This window comes from Paenibacillus mesophilus (assembly GCF_005938385.1).
In the GTDB taxonomy this organism is placed as follows: Bacteria; Bacillota; Bacilli; order Paenibacillales; family NBRC-103111; genus Paenibacillus_AB; species Paenibacillus_AB mesophilus.
This window is the reverse complement of record NZ_VCRA01000015.1, coordinates 87,509-108,577: the sequence shown is the minus strand read 5'-3', so window position 1 is coordinate 108,577 and position 21,069 is coordinate 87,509. Positions and strand designations below refer to the sequence as shown.

Here is a 21,069-nt window from a genome sequence, read left to right as displayed (position 1 = left end):
CGCTATTCCGTGTATTGTGCTGAACTCGCCGGGATTTTGTACATTTTATCGGAGAATGAACGGGCTGTCGGAATGCCGCAAATTTTTTATATCCGCAGACTTCATATATATGATATATTCTATATAAAGTTAATAAATATTATATAATAAAGCGAGGTCATCCAATGAGAAGTTTAAAAAGAGCCGTCCATCTTGACTTCCACACGATGCCGAACGTAACCGATTTTGCCGAGCATTTCGACGCGAAGTCATTCGCCCGTACGCTGAAAGACGCCAAAGTCGACTTCATCAACGTATTCGCGAAGTGCAACCTCGGCTTTGCCTACTATCCTACGGCGATCGGTATTCCGTATCCTTACATGAAAGGCGATATGCTCGGGGAAATGGTGGAGGAATGCCACAAGGAAGGGATCGGGGTGGCGGCTTATTTCAATATCGGCCTCGATCACGAGATGGCCCGCAAGCGGAGAGAATGGACGGTCGTCAACAAGGACGGACAAGTCATATGGGGGGACCGTACGGGCAATTTTTTCCGGCTTATGTGTCTCAATTCGGGATATAAGGATTACATGCTCGGGATGATTCGGGAGGTGGTGGAGCGGTACCCGATCGACGGCGTATTTCTCGACTGTCTCGTGATGAATCCGTGCTACGGGAACGAATGCCAGGAGGAGTTGAAGGCATGCGGTCAAGATCCTTTGAACGATCAAGCCGTGCAGTCGTTTACGAGGCAAAAGGTGATCGATTTTTGCTGGGACGTCAAAAAAATTACCGGTGACGATATTTTGCTGCTGCCGAACGGACTCGGCCATATTCATTGCGAAGGGATGGGCTCGCATATCGAAATCGAATGTTTGCCCGGGGCGTGGGGCTACGATTACTTCGCAGCGCAAGCCGCCTATACCCGAACGCTCGGCAAGCAGGTGCTCTACATGACCGGACGGTTCCATGCAAGCTGGGGCGATTTCGGCGGGCTGAAGAGCAAGGCTTCGCTGGAATACGATTGCTGGGATGCGATCAGCAACGGGATCGCTACTTCGGTAGGCGATCATATGCATCCCCGGGACGGACTCGATCCGGCGGTATACCGGCTTATCGGCGAGGTGTACGCCGACATCGAACGGTATGAGCCGTGGACCGACGGCGCGCAGGCCGCAGCCGAAATCGCGGTCGTCCTGCCTGCGGGAAGCGATCTGGGCGCGAACAATCCCCGCTTTCCGAAAGGGCAGAAGCTGCTGTATGCGGCCGCCCGCATGCTGGGGGAACTGAAGTATACGTTTAATATCGTCGAGGAGAAAGGGGATTTCTCGGGTTACCAAGTAATCGTCCTTCCGGACGAGATCACGATAACCCCGTTGCTGCAGGAGAAGCTGGAGCGTCATCTTGCCGCCGGAGGAGGGATCATAAGCACCGGCTTCTCCGGGTTGGACGCCGGACGGACGAAGTTCGCGATCGACGCCTGGAACATGGAATACAAGGGGGCTGATACGCGGAACGTTTCCTACTTCAAAATGCTGGAACGATCGGAGCGGTTCGATCCGGACTTCACGTACGCCGTATACAAGCAAGGGATTATGCTGGAGGGGAAACCGGGCGCCGAAACGATAGCCGACGATTATGACGCGTATTCGAACAAACATTGGGACGGCTTCCATGGTTACTACTATACGCCGCCCAAGAAGGCTTCCGGCCTTCCTGCCGTTCTGCGTTCGGGACGGGTGTATCAAATCGGCTTTCAGCTGTTCCTCGGATACGGCGAGAACGCCTATCCGGAATACAAATATTTGCTCCAGCACTGTATCGCGCAGTTTATGCCCGATCCACTCGTCCGTTGCGAACGAATCCCGTCGACGGCGAGGGTTGCGGTCACGCGGAAGGATGGGATGGACATCGTTCACGTGAAGACGACTTACCCTGAGCTTCGCGGTAAGTATAACGTCATCGAGGAGCATAATGTCGTTCACGGCGGCGTCGTCAGCCTTCGCGGAGAAGACGTCAAGCAAATTTATTCCGCTCCGGACCGGAAGCCGATTCCTTACGATATCGCCGACGGATATGCGCGCATCCGGCTGCCGGAAATTCCGGGCTACCTGATGGTGGTCGTCGAACGGTAACCGCCGAATCCCATAAAGAAGCGGACTCCGTTGGTGCAGGGAGTCCGCTTTTTTGTTGCATAGGAAATTATGCGAAGCTAATTTCTGTGAATAACGGGGGCTCCCCCAGAAGTAATAACAATAGCTTTGATCGATGCAATTCAGCGAAGCACATTCGTGTTCCAGTTGAAGCTAATGTTGCGAGAGCAGCAAAGCTGCTCCGACGGAATCGGCGTCGGAGGCCAGCTTCACTTCTGGGGGATTTGTTCCTTTGCCACAGCACCTGTTACCCGCCCAGCAAATCTTGCATTTTGCCGAGCAGCCGGTTCCAATCGACCGGCTTCGTATCGAAGTCGTCGCAGCCGGCATCGAGCGCCCGTTCCCGGTCGCTCGACATCGCATGGGCCGTAAGCGCTATAACCGGAATATGCCGCGTGCCGGGCGACTGCTTGATTCGCTTCGTCGCTTCCCAGCCGTCGATCTCGGGCAAGCTCATATCCATCAGGATGAGATCGGGCAGCTCATTCGAAGCCATCTCGATGCCTTGCCGGCCATCGATCGCCTCGAGCACCTGGTATCCCTTGCGCATAAGACGGCGGCTCAGCATATCGCGGTTCATTTCGTTGTCTTCCACGAGCAATATTTTGTGCATCGGCGACTCCTCGTTTCTTTAACTAAAGGCGGAACATGAAAGCTATGTCTTTCATACGGGCACCCGCCGATCTATCAGGTTGAGGAAAAGGTCCACGATTTCCGGATCGAAATGGGTTCCCCGACGGCTGCGGATTTCCTCGACCGTCTCTTCCGTTGTCCATGCTTTCTTGTAAGGCCGTTCATGGGTCAATGCATCGTAAAAGTCGGCCAGCGCCACGATTCGGCCCGCGAGCGGGATTTCATCGCCCTTCAAACCGTTCGGATACCCGCATCCGTCCCATCGCTCGTGATGGGTCAACGCGATCACCCGGGCTACCTGCAGCACCGGGAACAAGCTGCCTTCCAGTATGCTCGCTCCGATGGACGTGTGGGTTTTCATATGCTCGAATTCTTCATCGGTAAAGCGGCCCGGCTTCAGCAATATTTGATCCGGAATGCCGATTTTTCCGATATCGTGCAGCGGAGCGGCGAGCCGGATCAGCTCGGCTTCGCTTTCGGGAAGTCCCAACTCGCGGGCGATCAAGCCGGACATTTGACCTACGCGCTGAGTGTGCTGCTCCGTCATGTCGTCCCGGTACTCCGAAGTTCTGCCGAGCAGCTCCAATATTTCGAACTTCGCTTTCTCGAGCTCTTTCGTTCTTTCCTTGACCCGGTTTTCCAGCTGCGAATTATGACTATGCAGCTGCAGGTGGAGGTATCGCGTTTTTAACAAATTCGTTATTCGGAGAACGACTTCCGTTTTATCGAACGGCTTCGTCAGGAAATCGTTCGCGCCGTCGTGCAGCGCCTTCTGTTTGGCTTCGCTCGAGACGTCGGCGGTCAGTACGAGAATCGGCAAGTACTGCTGCTCGCTGACTTTGCTCCGAAGCAGCTTCAATGCCGTAAATCCGTCCATCACCGGCATGTGCAAATCCAGCAGAACGATGTCGGGAGCGAGCTCGTCGTATAGCGAATCGATAAGCAATGGATCCGTCGTCGACCGCCAATTGGAAAATCCGGCCCGGCTCAAAATCCGCTCCAACAAACTTACGTTATACTCCTGGTCGTCCACGATGAGAAACTTGGCGCTGCGAATCCATTCGTCGTCCATAGCAATGCTCCTTACGGTCCGGTCCCGTCAAATGTCGCGTGTAAAGAACCGGGATTTATGTCCGTTTGTTTCCGAAGTTATAGTTGGACTAGGCAAAAGGCAATAGTTCGCCTATCCTACCAATCATGATCAGAAACATGTTATCTTATGGTAAAGAATGGTGTCAACAAGTGTTAAATGGGCTTTATTACGCGATTGATCCATGAATCTTAAATATGCTTCGCCGCTCTCGCTCGCTGGCAAAAACCATTATTTTCTATGAAACCGCCGCCGCTTGTCCTTTCTCGGGATGTGACGTGCAGATGTGAGGTTTTTTCGCGAGGTTCGTTTTATAATGGAATAGAGAATCGTCAAGTTTTGGATGCCGGAGGAAACGCATGATAAGGGCCGTATTGATCGACGACGAGGAGCATGCTCTGGATTTGCTCGACATAATGCTTACGGATATAGGCGGTGTGACGGTAGTGGGGAAGTTCAGCCGCGCAGCCGACGCTTTGGACGAGATGGCCCGGCTGGAGGCCGACCTTGCCTTTCTGGATATCGAGATGCCGGGAATGAACGGCTTGGCTGCAGCGGAACGGTTATTGTCGGTCAATCCCGGATTGACCATCGTGTTCGTAACCGCATATCAGCATTATGCAGTCAATGCCTTCGATTTGGAAGCGATGGACTATTTATTGAAGCCGGTATCGAAAAGCAGGCTGCTCAAAGCGTTGGACCGATTCCACAAGAAGCGCGAGCCGCAGCGCGGAGAGGCAGCTTCGGAGGAAACGATGCCGGCCGAAGGGGACAGGCCTCTGCGTTTGCGGCTGAACGTATTGGGCAGTCTGGAGTTATACGACGCCGGCCATCATCTCGTATCGTGGCGTACCCGGAAAGTGAAGGAGCTGTTCGCCTATCTTTGGTACGCTCAAGGAGCGCCGGTTCACCGCCACCGGATTGTGGGCGATTTATGGCCTCATACCGAGGCGATGCGGGCGCAGCCTTTATTTCATACGACGTTGTATCATTTGAGAAGCTTGCTGAAGAAGCTCGGCTACCCGAGCGCCATTTCCTTTGCCGACGAGCGTTATGTGATGCGGACCGACTTTATTCAAAGCGATGTCGATAGGTTGAAGGAATTGTCCGATAAGAACGAAGGCGGATTCGTTAAAGAATGGCTCTCCCTGTACCGGGGCGATTTGCTGGAGGACGAGGACTATCCGTGGTCGGCTCCGATGCGCCAGCAGGTGCGGACGGATTACATACGGATGCTCGAGTGGAACGCTTCGTCCGCATCCGGCGAGGAACGGGAATCGATTTGGAGAAAGCTGATCACGCTGGAGCCCTACTCGGAAACTTATTACGACAAACTGCTGCAGCTGTTGGCCGAAACGGGAAACGTCGCCGCCATTCACAAGCTGTACGAAGAGCTGCGGGACCGGCTCGGCAAAGAATTGGGCTTGCAGCCGTCCAGCCGGATTAATAGCTTTATGGACAATTATAGGTGAAGAGCTTCCTGCAACGAAGGAAGCTCTTCTTTGCCGTGCGGCGAACGTTCCTGGCGGTCAGCCGTCGCGGTATTCGCTCGGAGATTGGCCCGTATGCGTCTTGAACGCCCGGGAGAAGGCATACAAATCCGGATAGCCGATGGACAGGGCGATCTCTCCTACGGACAGACCCGTATCGCGCAGCAGCTCTTTCGCACGGTCGATTCTAAGCCGAAGCAGAAACTGCTGGGGAGCGAGGCCGTACTTTTTGGCGAAGGCTTGGGAGAAATGGGTGCGATGAACGCCTACGAGCTGGGCGAGCTGCTCTATGCGAAGCGGTTCAGTGTAATGCAGGCGCAAGTAGCGGACCGCCCAATCAATCCATTCCCCTTCGGCGGAATAACCAATGTACGTTTCCTTGGAGCCGTTGGAGGCGGTAAGCTCCAGCATGGCGAATAGCTGAAGGATAAAGGCGGTCAGCTTCAGTCTGCCTGCCCGCTTATCCCGGATATACTCCTCGGCTTGTTTCAGCGCGTCGCGGACGGAACGGCTGATGGCTTTGAGCCGGTAGGGCCGCTCCTGCGTTATGCCGGACATTTCCAGCAGCGCTCTCGTCTGCGGTCCGTCCATCGTCAGCCATAGCATACGTAGAGGCGTCTGCGCCGCCGGTACGGTGCGGTATTTGTACGTCATATGCGGGAATAAACAAAATAGATCCCCTTTGTTCATCCTGATCGATTGGCCGTCATACTCCAGCTCTGCGCAACCGTCAATCATAAAATGGAGGCCGAAGCAATCGATTTGTTTCGGTCCGGCTTCATAATTCGCTTTCGCCGTATTGATTCCGGCTCTGACGAGCCAAATTCCGCCCGACTTCTCGAATCCGGTAGGAACGTTGAACCAATAGTCCGCGTATTCGCTGGTATACTCCCGCATAGTCGGCAAGCTCCCTTACCCTACATTTTGATAAATACATTATGGTATTTCCAACGGCCGCGATGCAAGCTAAATTGAAGATATGGCCGATGGAGATCGACTTGAACTTTCTCGAGAGGAGCTGTAGCGCACTTGAAGCGACCGAACATTTTGCTTATCACGAGCGATCAGCAGCATTGGAATACGCTCGGGATGAACAATCCCGAGCTAAAGACACCGAACCTCGACCGGCTGGCAAGCGAAGGGACCACGTTTACGCGGGCGTATTGCCCGAATCCGACCTGCACGCCGACCCGCGCTTCCATTATTACGGGGATGTACCCGAGTCAGCATGGCGCCTGGACGCTCGGCACGAAATTGCTGGAGGACCGGCATACCGTCGGCGAAGATTTTCAGTCCGCAGGCTACAAAACCGCGCTTGTCGGCAAGGCGCATTTTCAGCCGACACGGGCAACCGGGAACTATTCCTCTCTGGAATCGATCGGGATTTTGCAGGACTTGGATTTCTGGCGTAAGTTCAACGGTCCGTTCTACGGCTTCGATCATATCGAGCTGGCGCGGAATCATACGAACGAATTTCTGGTCGGGCAGCATTACGCGATCTGGATGGAGGAGAAGGGCTGCGCCAACTGGAGAGATTATTTCCTGCCGCCGACCGGTACGATGGAAAGGACGCTGCACAAGTGGGCCATTCCGGAGCAATATCATTACAACACTTGGATTGCCGAGCGGTCGGGTGCACTGCTGGAGCAATACAAGCAAAACGATGAGCCGTTCTTCCTATGGTCCAGCTTCTTCGATCCCCACCCGGATTATTTGGTCCCGGAGCCATGGGATACGATGTACGATCCGGAGCGGTTGACGATACCGGAGCTATCGCCCGGAGAGCATGACCGGAATCCTCCGCATTTCGGAATGACCCAGCAAGAGAAGCCGAACTTCAGCCATCTGCAGGAATCGGGCTTCAGCACTCACGGCTACCGCTCTCATCTGCTGCCGGAAGACGAGCGGAAGAAGCTGGTGGCAACTTACTACGCCATGGTCAGCCTGATGGACAAATATATCGGCCGTATTTTGGACAAGCTCGAAGAGCTCGGACTCGCCGACAATACGATTGTAGTGTTCACGACCGACCATGGACATTTTTACGGGCAGCACGGCTTGCAGTACAAGGGCGGATTCCATTACGAGGATCTGATCAAGCTTCCGTTCATCGTCCGTTATCCGGGTCATGTGCCGGCGGGGAAGCGGTCGGATGCGATCCAGTCGCTTGTCGATTTGGCTCCGACATTCTTATCGTTGTCCGGCATCGAGGTGCCTTGCGCCATGACGGGAATCGACCAAAGCGCGGTATGGCAAGGCAAGGCCGAGCGCGCGCGCGATCACGCGATCTGCGAGTTCCGTCACGAGCCGACGACGATTCATCAGAAAACGTATGTGGGCGAACGATACAAAATAACGGTCTACTATAACGAGACTTACGGCGAATTATTCGATCTCGGGGAAGATCCGGGAGAGCTGCGCAATTTGTGGGACGAGCCGGAAGCACTGGCGCTTAAATCCGAGCTGCTGCTTAAGTATATATGGGCCGAGCTCGGCAAAGAGTCGATGCCGATGCCGCGTATTTCCCATGCCTGACACGTAACCGAAAAAAGAAAGCTCCGACCCTCGGATGCCGAGGGTGCGGAGCTTTTTTTGAACTATCAAAATGTTTAAGTTCTTTACCGTACTAAATGCATCGTAAATGGAGCTTTCAGTTCTATATATGATGGCTTTGCCGGTATTGGGACGGGCTGATGTTCATTTTCTGGGAAAACACACGGCTTAAGTACAGCCCGTTCTCATAGCCGCACTGGCTCGCAATTTCATTCAGCGTCAGATGGGTTTCCAGCAGCAGCGTCCGCACTTTGCTTAACCGTAAGCTGGTGACGTAATCGGTTGGAGACATGCCGTACACCGCTTTGAAGCGCCGCGTAAACTGCACGGCACTTAGACCGAGCTCGCTGGATAGTGATTTGAGCGACAAACGCCCCATCGCATGAAAGCGCAGAAACTGCTCTGCACGCTTTATCAACGGATCGTCTGCCTGTCCTCGCAAATCCCGTTGGGCGCAGTCCCACTCCCACGTATATAGGTGCCACAAGTCTTGCAGCAAAAAATTGCGACGCTCCAATGCAAACGAATCGATCCGATCAAGCAGTTTCTGAAAATGGAGATGAGTCGAGGCAAGCCGCTGCATATCTTGAATAACAAATTTTCCGACCGGGTTGGGCACCAGCTGACGGTCTGAATCGATCCGCTCTCCTTGCAGGGAAAACCAGTTGAAGTTGACGAGCAGAAACGTTGAAGGTCGAATCATATGACGACGAAATAGTGTGTGCGGCGGGCAAAGCAGCAGGTCGTCCGGGCCAGCTACTCCTTCGTGCTTCCCGATTTGATACTGAAACTGCCCTTGCAGTACATAGAACAAAATCCACCAGGGAACATTTACCGATTGATGCTGAAATGCTTCCTTCTGCACCCACTCCGCCAGAAGAACCAGTTGGGGGCTCAATTGCGCCGGTGTATACGGTTCCATTTTTAGGTCGACTCCTCATACAAACCGTTTATTGCGCCCCATTATATCGTTTTGTCAGAGGTGAAATCAAGTGCATGTGCGATGCATCTTTCCTGTATAGGAGAAGGATTACGGTTTCATTTATGATGAATGTGTGCACACGGCATAATGGGATCCCATACGAGGAGTAGAGAATGCAACGCGACAGAAAGAAATGGTGTCAACCTATACAAAGCAGCAGGCGCAACTGCTTGTTGAGGGGGAGGTTCGTTCGGCGTTGCTTCATTTTGAAAACCAGGGGGTTTAACATATGAATCGATTCCAAGCACGTACAATCGCACTGCTGACCGCTGCAACAGTCGTAGTACTGTCCGGATGCGGCAGCAAAGAAGACAACGCCGCAGAAACGAAAGTGAATCAGTCGTCACCGGTAACGCTTCGCATTACCGGCCAAGCGGTCGGATCCTTGCTCGACGAAGAATTCCAGCAAGTTGTCGGGGAGCGTCTCAAGGCGAAATACCCGCACATTAAGCTTGAATATGTGCCGGAGGCAAAAGGAACGACATTGAATGAGCTGATGGCGTCCGGCAGTACGCCGGATTTGATTGTCACTTATACAGGCGCCCTCGCATCGTACCGGGATTTGGAACTGGTGTTCGACATGGAACCGTTGTTCAAAGCGCGCAACATGTCCTTAAGCCGCTTTGACGCCAATTACATTACAGATGTCCGCAACGCGTCCGACAAAAACGAACTGTACGGTTTGCCGATTAACGTCAACTACCATGCGCTGTATTACAACAAAGACATTTTCGATAAAGCCGGTGCGCCTTACCCGACCGATGGCATGTATTGGGACGACGTGCTGAAGCTGGCGAAAAAAGTGACACGCACCGATGGTAGCGTGCAGTACCGTGGTCTCGACCCGGGCAACACGATTATTTGGATGTCGCAGCCGCTTGGTGTGGGAGCACTTGACGCGAACGATAAAGTGACGATCAACAACGACATGTGGAAGCGTGTGTTTGAATTGGCAAAGGCGATATACACGATTCCAGGCAACGAGTTGATTGCGCAATCTCCGAAGGATCAGTTTATGAAAAGCAAGACGCTCGGCATGCTGCTCGATCTAAACATCCTCAACCAGCTCGTTGCAGCGGATAAGGAAGGGCTTCGTTGGGATGTGGCACAATACCCGAGCTATCCGGAAAAGCCGAACACATACGGCAATGCAAGCGTGTATACGGTCATCGCGACCAAAGCGACAAAGCATCAGCAGGATGCGGTCAGCGTCATCGAGACGATGAGCTCGGATGAGGTGCAGATGGAGCTGTCCAAGCGCGGCCGTTTGTCGCCGCTCGCCAGCGATGCGATCAAGCAAGCGCTCGGCTCAACCAACCCTGGTTTAAAAGATAAACATTTGCCAAGTATTTTCAAAAGCAAACCCGTCCCATACCCGGTTGCCTCACAATACCGCAGCCAGGGAGAGAGCATAGCCATAACCAAATTCAAAGAGTATTTGCAAGGGACGATCGACGTCAATCAGGCGTTATCGCAAGCAGAGGAAGGAATCAAGCAGAAGCTGGCTGAGGTCAAAGGCGCCAAATAAACCCGATATTCCCCTTTCGATTCATCGAAAGGGGAGCCATTTCAAAATGAGAGGTGGAGTTTTAAGATGGACAATCAACGATTGGATAGCACACACGGGAAAAGGAGTCGAAGAGATTTGCTTGCTGCTCTCGGTGCAACAGGAGTTGCGTTCGCCGCAACCGGCGGGGTGACGCAAGTTTTTGGCCAGAGCAATTCGGCAGCATCAGTAACTTCAGCGACATACGGAAATGGCGCTGGAAATCCCCATGATCAAATTGGAGATTTATCTTCCTTAAAGACGGCAGAAAAATCCAATCTAGTCGGTGCGATCAATGAAACGTTCTCCAATTTGGAAGCGATTTCAGTTCAAAACGATGCAGGAACTCGAACTGTTGCAGATATTGCTGAAATGATTGCGCTTGATGTTGAAGATGGTGTTCGAGTATTTGTTCGCTCGATTGGTAAGTTTTATACGTATACACCCGACACAACTGAAGCAGAAAACGGTGTGACTGTAGCTTCAAATTGGGTAATGGATTTACAGCCCGCTTACTATGCTTCGTGGTTTGCTACTCCAGATGTAAAGGTAAGTCAAAAATCACAATTACGCGTCGGGTATGCCTACGCAACGTCTAAGGGTAGACCATTTGTCATTGATGCTGTGTTCTATGGCGCGGTGGGTTCAGGAGATACTTACATACTAAGCGTTTTATCTAATTCTGTTCTAAGTTTTACTGAGAACGGATGGTTAAAACTATTAGGTTCATCAAATACAGTTTATCAGCTGATAAAGACTTACAACGTAAAAAATGCTGTTGTAATTAACGCTAAATTAGAGGGGGACAGACTGCGACATACAGGGACAACTGGTGAGTGGGGACATGGACTTCAAATTCTTGATTGTGAAAATATTTATTTCCACAAACCGAGAATTATGGATTGTTGGGGGGATGGCATAGACATCGGAAGACTAGCCAACGTTCAGGGCGGTTATGAGCCTACGAACGTAACGATCTTTGAGCCATATATTTCAGGTGCGAGACGTAACGGGATCTCACCTCGTTCATTTGTCAATGTATCCATCATTCGACCATTCATTGAAAAAGTTGGCGATTATGACGGGGTGATAGGCACCTTTCCTAAAGCAGGAATTGATATAGAGCCAAATGGCGCGATCGGCGGTGAATTGCCGGAATGCATAAATCTGCTAATCGATTCCCCGACAATTCAAGATGTGTACGCAGGACTCTATTGCGTTAACTATCAAGAACGCAGATACGAAGTTCGTATCATCGGAACAATGAAGCTGTACAACACTACAAACACATGCATGGGTTTTTTTAGCACCAAAACCGGTTCTACTGGGTTTGTAGATATTGAGAATGTTATTGTTGGCGGCAGGCTCTACATGGGTTTGCAAAACGGTTGGGTTAAAGGCGGCTGTAAGTGTCGAATAAAGAATGTCGAGATCGCTAGATCGGTTACAGCATTCCCAATGCGTCATACTTATAACGGTACTGTTGGTAATGAAACAATTGGGGCATTTGAGGTTACATTAAATGTTCATGAGAATTGCAATGTAAATTTGGCTTTGTATGAGGGCGATGTGCCGTATCGTCAAGAGTCGCGTTACTTGTGTGCACCGAATTCAGAAAGAAAATTAAGCTTATACGCTGCAGGCTTGACCACACTTACACAGTTTCCGTTTTTTGGTTCTACATTTAAATTAGACGGTGAGACCGTATTAGATAAATCATCACCAAGAATTACTGTTCGCGCGTGTTCAACTGTTCGATATAGAGCCACTACTGACACAGTGGTAGGTGAAATACGGACTGATCGAGACTTTTCTGTAAGAAAAGTTGTGTTTGACCCTGAATCAACTCATACAACGTATGGTGTCTCTGTGCATGGCTTGAAAATAACACTCGATGGTGCCACTAAAACAATAGCAACAACAACGCAACGCGGAGCCTATATAACGTTCCGTAACATGGATGGCGCAGAAACCAAAATATTTGAGCTGGTTGGTGACTGGACTTTTAGGTGAATGCCTCCCACCGCCTGAAGAGGCGGGGGCTTCTTGTTTCAACGATCTCTGCCTTTCCTTGAAGAAAGGTCTTACATGATCTCCACAAGCGTTCGATGCTTTCCGCATCCCGTTCGGGGGCAACCCTCCCTACGGTGTTCGGTCCATCAAGCTGGTATGTCCAAGGCCCGCTGCAAGATGACCTTGGCCGAGACGATGTCTCTATCCTGAATCAGTCCGCACGACTCGCATTCATGGATCCGGATGGATAATGTCTTCGGCACAGGCGCGCCGCACAGACAAGTTTGCGATGTGCCGTGGGCAGGCACTTGAGCGAATCGTTTCCCTTGTCTTTTGGCTTTGTAACACAGGTAAGTGATAAATCGTCTCCATCCGGCATCCGAAATGCTTTTGGCCAAGCGGCGGTTGCGGACCATGTTCCTGACCTTCAACTCTTCCACCGCGATCAGATCATGGTCACGGACGATGCGGTACGATTGTTTGTGCAAAAAGTCTTTTCGCTGCCGCGCGACTTTCCGGTGGGCTTTTGCGACCTTAAGTTTGGCCTTCTTCCGATTGCGGGAAGCAGGTTGCTTGCGGGAAAGGAGTTGCTGCTTCCGTTTCAGCCGCTTCTCCGCTTTGCGTAAATACCGGGGATTGTCCACCTTCGTTTCATCGGACAGCGCCGCAAACGTGTTCAGTCCGACATCAATGCCCACAGCGGATTCCGCCGTTTGCGCCGCTTCCGCATCAGACACTTTCACGCTGATATTGACCATCCAGCTGTCCACATACCGTTTCACATTGATTTGCGTCACGTTCGCAGGATCAAAGGGACGGTGGGCCTTCATTTTGACAACGCCGATTTTGGAAAGATAGACATACCCTGGTTTGGCAAACGTCTTTTCAACTGCACCGGGTTGTGGGTAGGTAAAGGAAATGTATCGGTCAGCCGACTTGTAGCGGGGGTACCCGGCTTCACCGCGAAAGAAACGCTGATACGCATCATCCAAACGCTGCAAACCGTCCTGCAGTACCTGCGAATGAACGTTCTTGTATTCGGGAAACTCCTTCTTGAAGGCAGGCAGTTCCTTCTGCTGCATGGCGTAGGTGATGGTTTTGCCTTCCTGCTTGTAGGCGGTCTCGCGTTGTTCCTTAGCCCTATTGTACAGCTTCCGGCACAATTCCAGCGTTCGATTCATGAGTTGTTCCTGTTCGGGAGTCGGATCAAGGCGAAACTGAAAGGTCATTTGCACATGCATCCCTCCAAACGAGAACATATATTCCCATTATACCCTATTCACCACGAATACTCCACCCAATTATAGAAAATGTTACAAGAGAAAACACGAGGGATCTCGACAAAAAAATTCATTTAGGCTTCGCCTAACCGAAATTCATCCCCTCCCTGCAGAGGAAGAGGACTTCTTTCGGATGATGTAAAACGAATTGAATTTAAGTTTTTGAGCAGCGCTGCGCCGGATTCCCATGCAAGAGTTGTTGTTGAAGTGATGATGGTTTTCCAATCGTTTGGCCAGCGCCAACATATGGGTACGCACACAAAAGGACCGTCCGGGCGTTTCTCCCGGACGGTTTTCTTTGCAGCTTTTCGCAGCCAGAGGAAAGCGGGGACTAGGCCAACGTCCTGAAATTGTCGATCCGGTGGAAGGTCAAATAGTTGGCGTTATGGAAATTGTGCGCGCCGTTAATAGCCGTCCGGGAGGCGACATAAATGTCGTCGCCGCTGAACATCCAATCGACGTATTGGAAGCCGACCTTCTTGAAGTCTTCCGGCCAGCCGTTGCTGTCGTAGTCGAGAACGTCTTTGACGATATGCCAGTTCTCAAGATCGTCGGAGTTGACGAGAGTCAATATGTTTCTTTGCCCGGCGGTGTTCGGATTTCCAACCCGATTGACGAGCGACCAATATTTCGACGAAACGGGATCGTGAAAGATCGTAAATTTGGACAGGTTGCCGTAAAAATCGATCACCTTATGGAAAACGAGCGGCTCTGCCGGACGATCCGCATCCGCGGCCAGCATAATGGCTCGTCCATAGCTCGGCGTGCAGCCGTTCGTCTGGTACCGGAGCAGGTTTACGAGAGTGCCGTCTGGTTTAACGACCGCATTTCCTTCCAGCAGGCCGGCCTTGTTGGGTCCGACCGACGTTCCCGGCCATTCTTGGCTGTAGGGCAGGAACGGCATGATAGTCCAGCTCGACGCGTCCAGCAAATCGGCGTCGGCCGGGACGGAGACGAGACCCGACGCATGGGAGCCTGTCGTCCATGATCCGTAATCGATACCGGTCCACAGTCGGCCTTTGTACTCGATCACCGGCATCGGCGCTTTATGCGGTCCTCCGGTTTCCCGGCTGCCCGCTTCGATCAGAACGGTCGGCTCGCTCCACGTCTCCCCGCCGTCGTCCGAACGGCCGATCAGCAGCGCGCCGTATTCCGTGCTTGTTGCCAACATATACAGCCGGTCGCGGTGCAGGAACAGCTTTCCCCAGAAGCACGGGTATAAGAACGTTACGAATTCCCAAGTGGCGCCTTCGTCTTTGGAGCGGAAGATCGGGCTCGTATTTTGGCCGGCCAATCCCCAATATATATCGTGGGAAGCGAGCAGATCCCCATTGGGAAGACGGACGATGGACGGGCTCGCGGGCGAACGGCCGGAGAAGCCGTACGTGTAATCTTCGGGATGAATGTAATTGATGACGTTACCCGGAACTTGACCCGGACGGAACAATCGGGTCGGGCTGAGTACAGGCTCCGAGCGTTTCTGCGGATCGATGCCTTCCACGACAACTTCATAGTCCGACCCGTTGTCAAGACCGGATATCGTAATACTGCCTGCGGAAGCGCTTAACGAAACCCGCACCGATTCCGTCTGGTCGCGCAGCCGGTATTGCAGGACATATTCTCTCTGCTTCGCTTCCTCCGCATCATAGTCTTTCCAGTCTGCTGTCAAAATTCCGTCACCGGGGGCAAGGCGCGTAATATGGACGGAGCTGCAGATGCTGTCTGCATTTGCGGCTTGGAACAGCTGTCTCGGGTCGTTCTGGTTCCACTTCGTTCGGGTTGCTAGATTCAAGTTCAACATTCTCCCTTCGAAAGAGCAGATTGTTCTTCATTAAAGAACTATGTTCATAATAATCTAGTTTCAGAATAAGGGATGGTCCGGCAGTTATCAATACTTTTTTTTGCGGAACGCCCGGAAATGCGATAAGATAAAGCTAATAGGGGATGAAGAACGGAGTATCCGATCGCGGAACGGCGTTTCTCGATTTTCCAAATTATGAATAAAGAGGTCGGTACGATGGCTGAAGAAATAAAAGTAAAATCTTTATATAAAGCGCTGCGCATTATGGACTGCTTTACCATCCAAAGTCCGGAACTCGGCATTACCGAAATCAGCGAGCATCTCGGACTGTACAAAAGCAACGTCCACAACATTGTCGACACGTTCGTGAAAGCAGGCTATCTGGAACAAAATCCGGAGAACGAGAAATACCGGCTCGGCGTCAAAATATTGGAGCTCGGGAACGTCATCTCGAGCAATATGAACATTCGAAGAACGATGCTTCCTTATATGCAGGAGCTGGCCGACTATACGAACGAGACGGTTTATCTGGGCATGCCGAACGAAAGCGAAGTTATTTATCTGGATTCGTCTTCGCCCAAAAATCAGCTGTCGACCCGATCGATGCTCGGCGTCAAGGCCCCGCTCTATTGTACGGGTATCGGGAAGGCAATGCTCGCCTTCTTGCCGGCCGAGGTGACGAACGCGGTATTCGCCAAAGGAATGAAGAAATATACGGACCAGACGATTACCGAACCGGAAGCGCTGCTTGCGGAGCTGGCGGCGATCCGCTCCCGCGGCTACTCGATCGACAACATGGAGCATGAATACGGGATCAAATGCGTCGGCATGCCGATCTTGAACAAGAAGAAGCAAGTGGTCGCAGGCATCAGCGTATCCGGACCTTCCTTGCGGTTCGATGACGACAAAATTCGGGATTATGCGCTGAAGCTTATAGGAATCGTGCAATCGATCGAAGGAAAAGTATAAGAGCCGAAGCCGGCGATTCCAAAAAAGTGTTGTAATGGCACGAACGATGTAATAAAATAAATGTAAATGATATGGAACATTGTTCTTTATATAAGAACAGTAGTTGCATATTTTTTTACTAGAATAGAAGAACAATGTTCATTATCGCAGAACTATTAGCGACGATCATTTGGAGAATCGAGGAACGAATTATGAATCATTCGATTAAGGACGGCGTATGGCCGACAATGATTACTCCGTTTACCGCGGAGGGCGAGGTCGATTATGCTGCTTTGGGGCAGCTCGTGGAATGGTACATCGGACGGGGCGTTCACGGTTTGTTCGCCGTCTGCCAATCCAGCGAGATGTTCAAGCTGTCTTTGGAGGAACGAGTAAGCATCGCCCGCTTCGTTAAGGAGAAAGCGGCGGGGCGTGTTCAAGTGATCGCATCGGGCCATGTCTCCGACGATTATGAAGATCAAGTCGATGAGCTGAAGCGGATTGCGGCTACCGGAGTGGACGCGGTTGTCTTGATCAGCAACCGGCTGGCCAAGGAGGAAGAGGACGAGGAGGTTTGGAAGAACGCCGCGCGCAGGCTGCTGGACGCCATACCGGACGTGCCGCTCGGCATATACGAATGTCCTTATCCGTACAAAAGGCTGCTGTCTCCGGAATTGTTGAAATGGTGTGCGGATACGGGCAGGTTTACGTTTTTGAAGGACACTTGCTGCGATTTGCAGCAGATGAAAGCGAAGATCGATGCAGTAGCCGGAAGCGCGCTTAAGCTGTTCAACGCCAATTCTTCCAGCCTGCTCGCTTCTTTGAAGCTGGGCGCGGCCGGCTTCAGCGGCGTGATGGCGAATTTCCATCCGGACTTGTACGTACAGCTTACCGAGCAATGGAAAAACGATGAAGCCGCTGCAGAGAGGCTGCAAGCTTACTTGGGTGTGGCTTCCCTGATCGAGCTGCAATACTACCCGGTCAACGCCAAATACCATCTGCAGCAGCTCGGCTTGCCGATCACGACCGTAAGCCGGGTCAAGGACGACAGCGGGCTGAAAGTAAACCATCGTATCGAGGTTGGGCAGCTGGAGCAGCTGACCGAAACGATCCGATCGTTGCTGCTTAACAGCGGGAAAGGTACGATTTCCGTGGGACAATAAAGCTTTCATATATTTATATACCTGCTCTGAAGCCCTTATCGGGCTTCTTTTTTTCGCCCAAAAAGATGTCGCGTTCCGAACTGGCACGTTTTGCATCCGTTACAAATGCTTAAAGTGTTGTTATCGATGTTTAGTATTAGTTATATATTGAGAAAATAAGTTCGGGTAATCTGAAAGTGGGTCGATTATTACATTACTGGAGGGTCAACATGAACCATACATCGAAACGTTGGATCGGTTCCGGCATTGCCGCCGTATTGACGGCGGCTTTGGTTACCGGATGTGCAGGAGGCGCCAAAAATAACGCCGGAGGAACGACGCAAGGAGGAGGAGCGGGAGCCGGCGCGAAGCCGTTCGAAGGAAAAAGCATTACGCTCGTTACGGCGAACCATCCGTGGGGCGATGCGATCAAGCCGCTCCTTCCCGAATTTGAAGCGGCGACGGGCTTGAAGGTGAACGTGCAAAGCTTCTTCGAGGATCAGCTTACCCAGAAGCTTACCGTTCAGTTTACGGCGGGTTCCGCGACTCCCGACGTATTCATGTACCGTCCGCTGCAGGAAGGGAAGCTGTTCTACAAAAACGGCTGGGTACACCCTCTGGATGAATATTCGAAAAAAGACGCCGGCTACGACTTCGCCGATTTCTCCAAATCGTCGGTCGGCTCGGTTACAGTGGACGGCAAACTGGCGGGCATCCCGATCATCACGGAGCAGGAAATTTTGTATTACCGTAAAGATTTGCTGAAAAATGCCGGCATCGAGGTGCCGAAGACGATGGACGAATTGACGGCAGCCGTGAAGAAGCTGCATGATCCTTCCAAGGAAATGTACGGATTCGTAGCGCGCGGACAGCGTTCCCCTCTTGTAACGCAGGTATCCTCGTTCCTTTATTCCGAAGGCGCGGATTTTATGAGCGGCGACAAGGCGACGATCAATACGCCGGAAGCGGTCAAGGCTTTCACCACTTACGGCACGCTGCTTAAAGATTTCGGTCCTCCGGGAGTGCTCAACATGTCGTGGCCGCAAGCGTTCGGCATTTTCGCCCAAGGGAAAGTCGCCTTCTTGACGGATGCCAACTCCTTGTATAAAAACGTAACGGATAAAGAAAAATCGAAGGTAGCCGATCAAGTCGGGTTCGCCATGTTCCCGGGCGGCAAAGCCGGCTCGAAGCCGTACAGCATTACGTCATGGGGGCTCGCGATGAACTCGAAGGCCGCCAACAAAGATGCGGCTTGGGAATTTATCAAATGGGCTTCCAGCAAAGAAATCGTGTTGAAGACGCAGCAAGCAGGCAACCCGGGCGCGCGCGCGTCGGTATGGGACAAGCCGGAAGGTACGACAGGCTTCCCGGCCGAGCTAGTACCGATCATTAAAGAAAGCGCCAAGGTCGGTGTCGACCACGACCGTCCGGTAGTGATCAGCGTCGGTGAAGCGCGCGATGCGGTCGGCGAGATCGTCCAGCAGGTTATGGCCGGACAGACGAACATCCAGGATACCGCGAACAAGGCGAACGCGGCGCTCCAGGCGATCGTCGATAAAGACAAGTCGAAATAACGAACTTTAACGGAATTACCGCCCTGACTGACGACCGGGGCTTTGTGGAATGGCAATAGTACCGAAATGATGGTGGAGAAAGGTCATGCGATGGCTGGCCTTTGTCCACCATCATCCATTCGTTCTTTAGAAGAGGGTGAAAACTTCGATGCAGTACAGCTGGTTTGATCGAAATTTGAAATGGATTTATACGCTTCCCGCGGTGTTGTTCGTGCTGATCATGATGCTGTTCCCGATCATCTATACCGTGCGGATCAGCTTCTTCGAGTGGAGCATGTCCGCTACGACGCCGCCGAAATGGGTCGGCTTGGCCAATTACGCGGCGCTGTTGCAGGACGGCCGTTTCTGGCATGCGGTAGGGGCGACGTTTTACTTCACGATTGTGGCCCTTGCAGCCGAGGTCGTTCTCGGTGTCGCGATCGCGGTGCTGCTGGCACGGCAGTTCCGCGGCAAAAATATAGTCAAGACGGTGTTTCTGCTGCCGATGGTGGCGACTCCGGTCGCGATGGGTCTCGTATGGATGCTCATCTACGAGCCGACGATCGGCGTGGCCAACATGATGCTGAAGTCGCTCGGGTTCGAGCCGCTGCTGTGGCTCGCTTCGACTAGCCAGGTCATCCCTTCGCTTATTATTGTGGACGTCTGGGAATGGACGCCGATGATTTCCCTCATCGTCATGGCGGGCATCTCGACGCTGCCGAGCGATCCTTACGAAGCGGCTGACGTGGACGGCGCGAACGCATGGCAGAAGTTTACGAACATCACGCTTCCGCTGTTAAGACCGACGATTCTGGTCGCCGCCATGCTGCGGCTGATCGACGTGCTGAAGACGTTCGACATCATCTATGCGACCACCCAGGGCGGACCGAACTTCGCATCCGAGACGCTGAACCTGTACGGTTACGTGCTCGGGTTCCAATACTTCAAGCTGGGCATGGCTTCGTCGCTGCTCGTCCTGTTCTTCCTGCTCGTCATGGGGCTGACTTTGTTTATGATCTGGATGAGGAAACGATTGGAGGCGGCGTCATGAAGAAGAACAAAACCCTTAACGTGGTGCTCGGCTTGCTGACTCTCCTCGTCCTGTTCGTCTTTGCTTTCCCGTTTCTGTGGATGCTGATCGCCTCCTTCAAGACGCAGGCTCAAATCATGTCTACGGAAAACTTCCTGTTTTTCAAACCGACGACCAAAAACTATACGAGCGTATTCCAAGAGTACGACTTCATGAAGTTCATCATTAACAGCCTTGTCGTCGCGGTAGGCTCGACGCTGCTGTCGCTTATACTCGGTTTGCCGGCGGCTTACGCGATCGCCAGGCACCATCTGCAGAAGCTCGGGCTTGTCATCTTGGTCGCGCGGATTATCCCGGGCATTACGTTTCTTATACCGTGGTTTATTCTGTTCTCCAAGATCAATCTGGTCGACACATATACCGCGCTAATATTAAGCCATATGCTGGTCGGGCTGCCGTTCATTATTTGGATCATGATCTCGTTCTTCGAGGCGCTGCCTACGGAAATCGAGGAAGCGGGCCTGATCGACGGCTGCAACCACCATCAGGTGTTTCTGCGCATCATTATGCCGATCTCCGGGCCCGGCATCATTACGTCCTCGCTGCTTTCGTTCATTTTCTCGTGGAACAATTTCATGTTCTCGATCATTTTGGCCGGAGACAAGACGAAGACGCTGCCGATCGCCGTATTCAACTTCATGTCCTATTCGGAAATCAACTGGGGTGCTTTGATGGCCGCGGCGTGCATCATTACGCTGCCGGTGCTGATCATCGCCCTGCTGGCACAGCGGTATGTCGTGAGCGGGCTGGCTGCAGGCGCGGTCAAAGGCTGATGGGGGGCTCCACCGAAAGTAATAACAATAGCTTTGATCGATG

16 protein-coding genes are annotated in these 21,069 nt (G+C 52.2%); 10 read left to right on the top strand and 6 right to left on the bottom strand.

All coding sequences use genetic code 11. The annotated features are described in order from the left end of the window. The first annotated feature begins 164 nt into the window (after nt 1-164). Nucleotides 165-2,114, top strand: a complete 1,950-nt coding sequence (locus FE783_RS24115) for an alpha-amylase family protein (protein ID WP_138881951.1) — start codon at nt 165-167, stop codon at nt 2,112-2,114. Between the two features lie 265 nt (nt 2,115-2,379). Here FE783_RS24115 and FE783_RS24110 read toward each other — a convergent pair whose 3' ends face one another. Both FE783_RS24110 and FE783_RS24105 read right to left on the bottom strand, forming a co-directional pair. Beyond that, nucleotides 2,380-2,745, bottom strand: a complete 366-nt coding sequence (locus tag FE783_RS24110) for a response regulator (protein WP_138881950.1) — start codon at nt 2,743-2,745, stop codon at nt 2,380-2,382. 51 nt (nt 2,746-2,796) lie between these two features. Beyond that, complete coding sequence (locus FE783_RS24105) at nt 2,797-3,837, bottom strand: HD domain-containing phosphohydrolase (protein ID WP_138881949.1); 1,041 nt, start codon at nt 3,835-3,837, stop codon at nt 2,797-2,799. 377 nt (nt 3,838-4,214) lie between these two features. Here FE783_RS24105 and FE783_RS24100 point away from each other — a divergent pair, with 377 nt between their 5' ends. After that, nucleotides 4,215-5,327, top strand: a complete 1,113-nt coding sequence (locus FE783_RS24100; RefSeq protein ID WP_138881948.1) for a response regulator — start codon at nt 4,215-4,217, stop codon at nt 5,325-5,327. Nucleotides 5,328-5,384: 57 nt separating this feature from the next. Here the strand turns inward: FE783_RS24100 and FE783_RS24095 are convergent, their stop codons facing one another. Continuing rightward, entirely contained in the window at nt 5,385-6,242 is an 858-nt protein-coding gene (locus tag FE783_RS24095; RefSeq protein ID WP_138881947.1) for an AraC family transcriptional regulator, read from the bottom strand. A gap of 132 nt (nt 6,243-6,374) precedes the next feature. Between FE783_RS24095 and FE783_RS24090 the strand changes: the two genes are divergently transcribed. After that, a complete protein-coding gene (locus tag FE783_RS24090) occupies nt 6,375-7,880 on the top strand; it encodes a sulfatase family protein (RefSeq protein WP_138881946.1) in 1,506 nt (501 codons plus the stop codon). Nucleotides 7,881-8,001: 121 nt separating this feature from the next. On the opposite strand, the gene FE783_RS24085 is transcribed toward FE783_RS24090, so the two are convergent. Continuing rightward, a complete protein-coding gene (locus tag FE783_RS24085; RefSeq protein WP_138881945.1) occupies nt 8,002-8,820 on the bottom strand; it encodes a helix-turn-helix transcriptional regulator in 819 nt (272 codons plus the stop codon). Between the two features lie 289 nt (nt 8,821-9,109). Here FE783_RS24085 and FE783_RS24080 point away from each other — a divergent pair, with 289 nt between their 5' ends. Next, nucleotides 9,110-10,408 (top strand): ABC transporter substrate-binding protein, encoded by a 1,299-nt coding sequence (locus FE783_RS24080; protein WP_138881944.1) that lies wholly within the window; start codon nt 9,110-9,112, stop codon nt 10,406-10,408. Nucleotides 10,409-10,474: 66 nt separating this feature from the next. Continuing rightward, entirely contained in the window at nt 10,475-12,439 is a 1,965-nt protein-coding gene (locus FE783_RS24075; RefSeq protein ID WP_138881943.1) for a hypothetical protein, read from the top strand. Nucleotides 12,440-12,585: 146 nt separating this feature from the next. Here the strand turns inward: FE783_RS24075 and FE783_RS24070 are convergent, their stop codons facing one another. Continuing rightward, the gene (locus FE783_RS24070; protein ID WP_238403238.1) at nt 12,586-13,668 is read right to left on the bottom strand and encodes an RNA-guided endonuclease InsQ/TnpB family protein; all 1,083 of its coding nucleotides are present in this window, start codon (nt 13,666-13,668) and stop codon (nt 12,586-12,588) included. Nucleotides 13,669-14,050: 382 nt separating this feature from the next. After that, nucleotides 14,051-15,511: a hypothetical protein gene (locus FE783_RS24065; RefSeq protein WP_138881941.1), complete on the bottom strand. Its 1,461-nt coding sequence runs from the start codon at nt 15,509-15,511 to the stop codon at nt 14,051-14,053. 225 nt (nt 15,512-15,736) lie between these two features. On the opposite strand from FE783_RS24065, the gene FE783_RS24060 reads away from it, so the two are divergent. From FE783_RS24060 to FE783_RS24040, 5 genes are all read left to right on the top strand, one after another. Beyond that, nucleotides 15,737-16,489, top strand: a complete 753-nt coding sequence (locus tag FE783_RS24060) for an IclR family transcriptional regulator (protein ID WP_138881940.1) — start codon at nt 15,737-15,739, stop codon at nt 16,487-16,489. A 191-nt stretch (nt 16,490-16,680) separates the two neighbouring features. After that, a complete protein-coding gene (locus tag FE783_RS24055; protein ID WP_138881939.1) occupies nt 16,681-17,631 on the top strand; it encodes a dihydrodipicolinate synthase family protein in 951 nt (316 codons plus the stop codon). A gap of 209 nt (nt 17,632-17,840) precedes the next feature. Continuing rightward, nucleotides 17,841-19,184 (top strand): ABC transporter substrate-binding protein, encoded by a 1,344-nt coding sequence (locus tag FE783_RS24050; protein WP_138881938.1) that lies wholly within the window; start codon nt 17,841-17,843, stop codon nt 19,182-19,184. A gap of 148 nt (nt 19,185-19,332) precedes the next feature. Then, entirely contained in the window at nt 19,333-20,214 is an 882-nt protein-coding gene (locus tag FE783_RS24045) for a carbohydrate ABC transporter permease (RefSeq protein WP_138881937.1), read from the top strand. Further along, on the top strand, nt 20,211-21,026 hold the full coding sequence (locus FE783_RS24040) for a carbohydrate ABC transporter permease (protein WP_138881936.1): 816 nt from the start codon (nt 20,211-20,213) through the stop codon (nt 21,024-21,026). Before FE783_RS24045 ends, FE783_RS24040 begins: the two co-directional genes overlap by 4 nt. The last annotated feature ends 43 nt before the right edge of the window (nt 21,027-21,069 follow it).

What these genes read in the sequence shown, in the direction of transcription:
- FE783_RS24045 (WP_138881937.1), top strand. Translation starts at nt 19,333, where the DNA reads ATGCAGTACAGCTGGTTTGATCGAAATTTGAAATGGATTTATACGCTT.
- FE783_RS24085 (WP_138881945.1), bottom strand. Translation starts at nt 8,820, where the DNA reads ATGGAACCGTATACACCGGCGCAATTGAGCCCCCAACTGGTTCTTCTG.
- FE783_RS24095 (WP_138881947.1), bottom strand. Translation starts at nt 6,242, where the DNA reads ATGCGGGAGTATACCAGCGAATACGCGGACTATTGGTTCAACGTTCCT.
- FE783_RS24115 (WP_138881951.1), top strand. Translation starts at nt 165, where the DNA reads ATGAGAAGTTTAAAAAGAGCCGTCCATCTTGACTTCCACACGATGCCG.
- FE783_RS24075 (WP_138881943.1), top strand. Translation starts at nt 10,475, where the DNA reads ATGGACAATCAACGATTGGATAGCACACACGGGAAAAGGAGTCGAAGA.
- FE783_RS24055 (WP_138881939.1), top strand. Translation starts at nt 16,681, where the DNA reads ATGAATCATTCGATTAAGGACGGCGTATGGCCGACAATGATTACTCCG.
- FE783_RS24080 (WP_138881944.1), top strand. Translation starts at nt 9,110, where the DNA reads ATGAATCGATTCCAAGCACGTACAATCGCACTGCTGACCGCTGCAACA.
- FE783_RS24100 (WP_138881948.1), top strand. Translation starts at nt 4,215, where the DNA reads ATGATAAGGGCCGTATTGATCGACGACGAGGAGCATGCTCTGGATTTG.
- FE783_RS24060 (WP_138881940.1), top strand. Translation starts at nt 15,737, where the DNA reads ATGGCTGAAGAAATAAAAGTAAAATCTTTATATAAAGCGCTGCGCATT.
- FE783_RS24050 (WP_138881938.1), top strand. Translation starts at nt 17,841, where the DNA reads ATGAACCATACATCGAAACGTTGGATCGGTTCCGGCATTGCCGCCGTA.
- FE783_RS24070 (WP_238403238.1), bottom strand. Translation starts at nt 13,668, where the DNA reads ATGACCTTTCAGTTTCGCCTTGATCCGACTCCCGAACAGGAACAACTC.
- FE783_RS24105 (WP_138881949.1), bottom strand. Translation starts at nt 3,837, where the DNA reads ATGGACGACGAATGGATTCGCAGCGCCAAGTTTCTCATCGTGGACGAC.
- FE783_RS24040 (WP_138881936.1), top strand. Translation starts at nt 20,211, where the DNA reads ATGAAGAAGAACAAAACCCTTAACGTGGTGCTCGGCTTGCTGACTCTC.
- FE783_RS24110 (WP_138881950.1), bottom strand. Translation starts at nt 2,745, where the DNA reads ATGCACAAAATATTGCTCGTGGAAGACAACGAAATGAACCGCGATATG.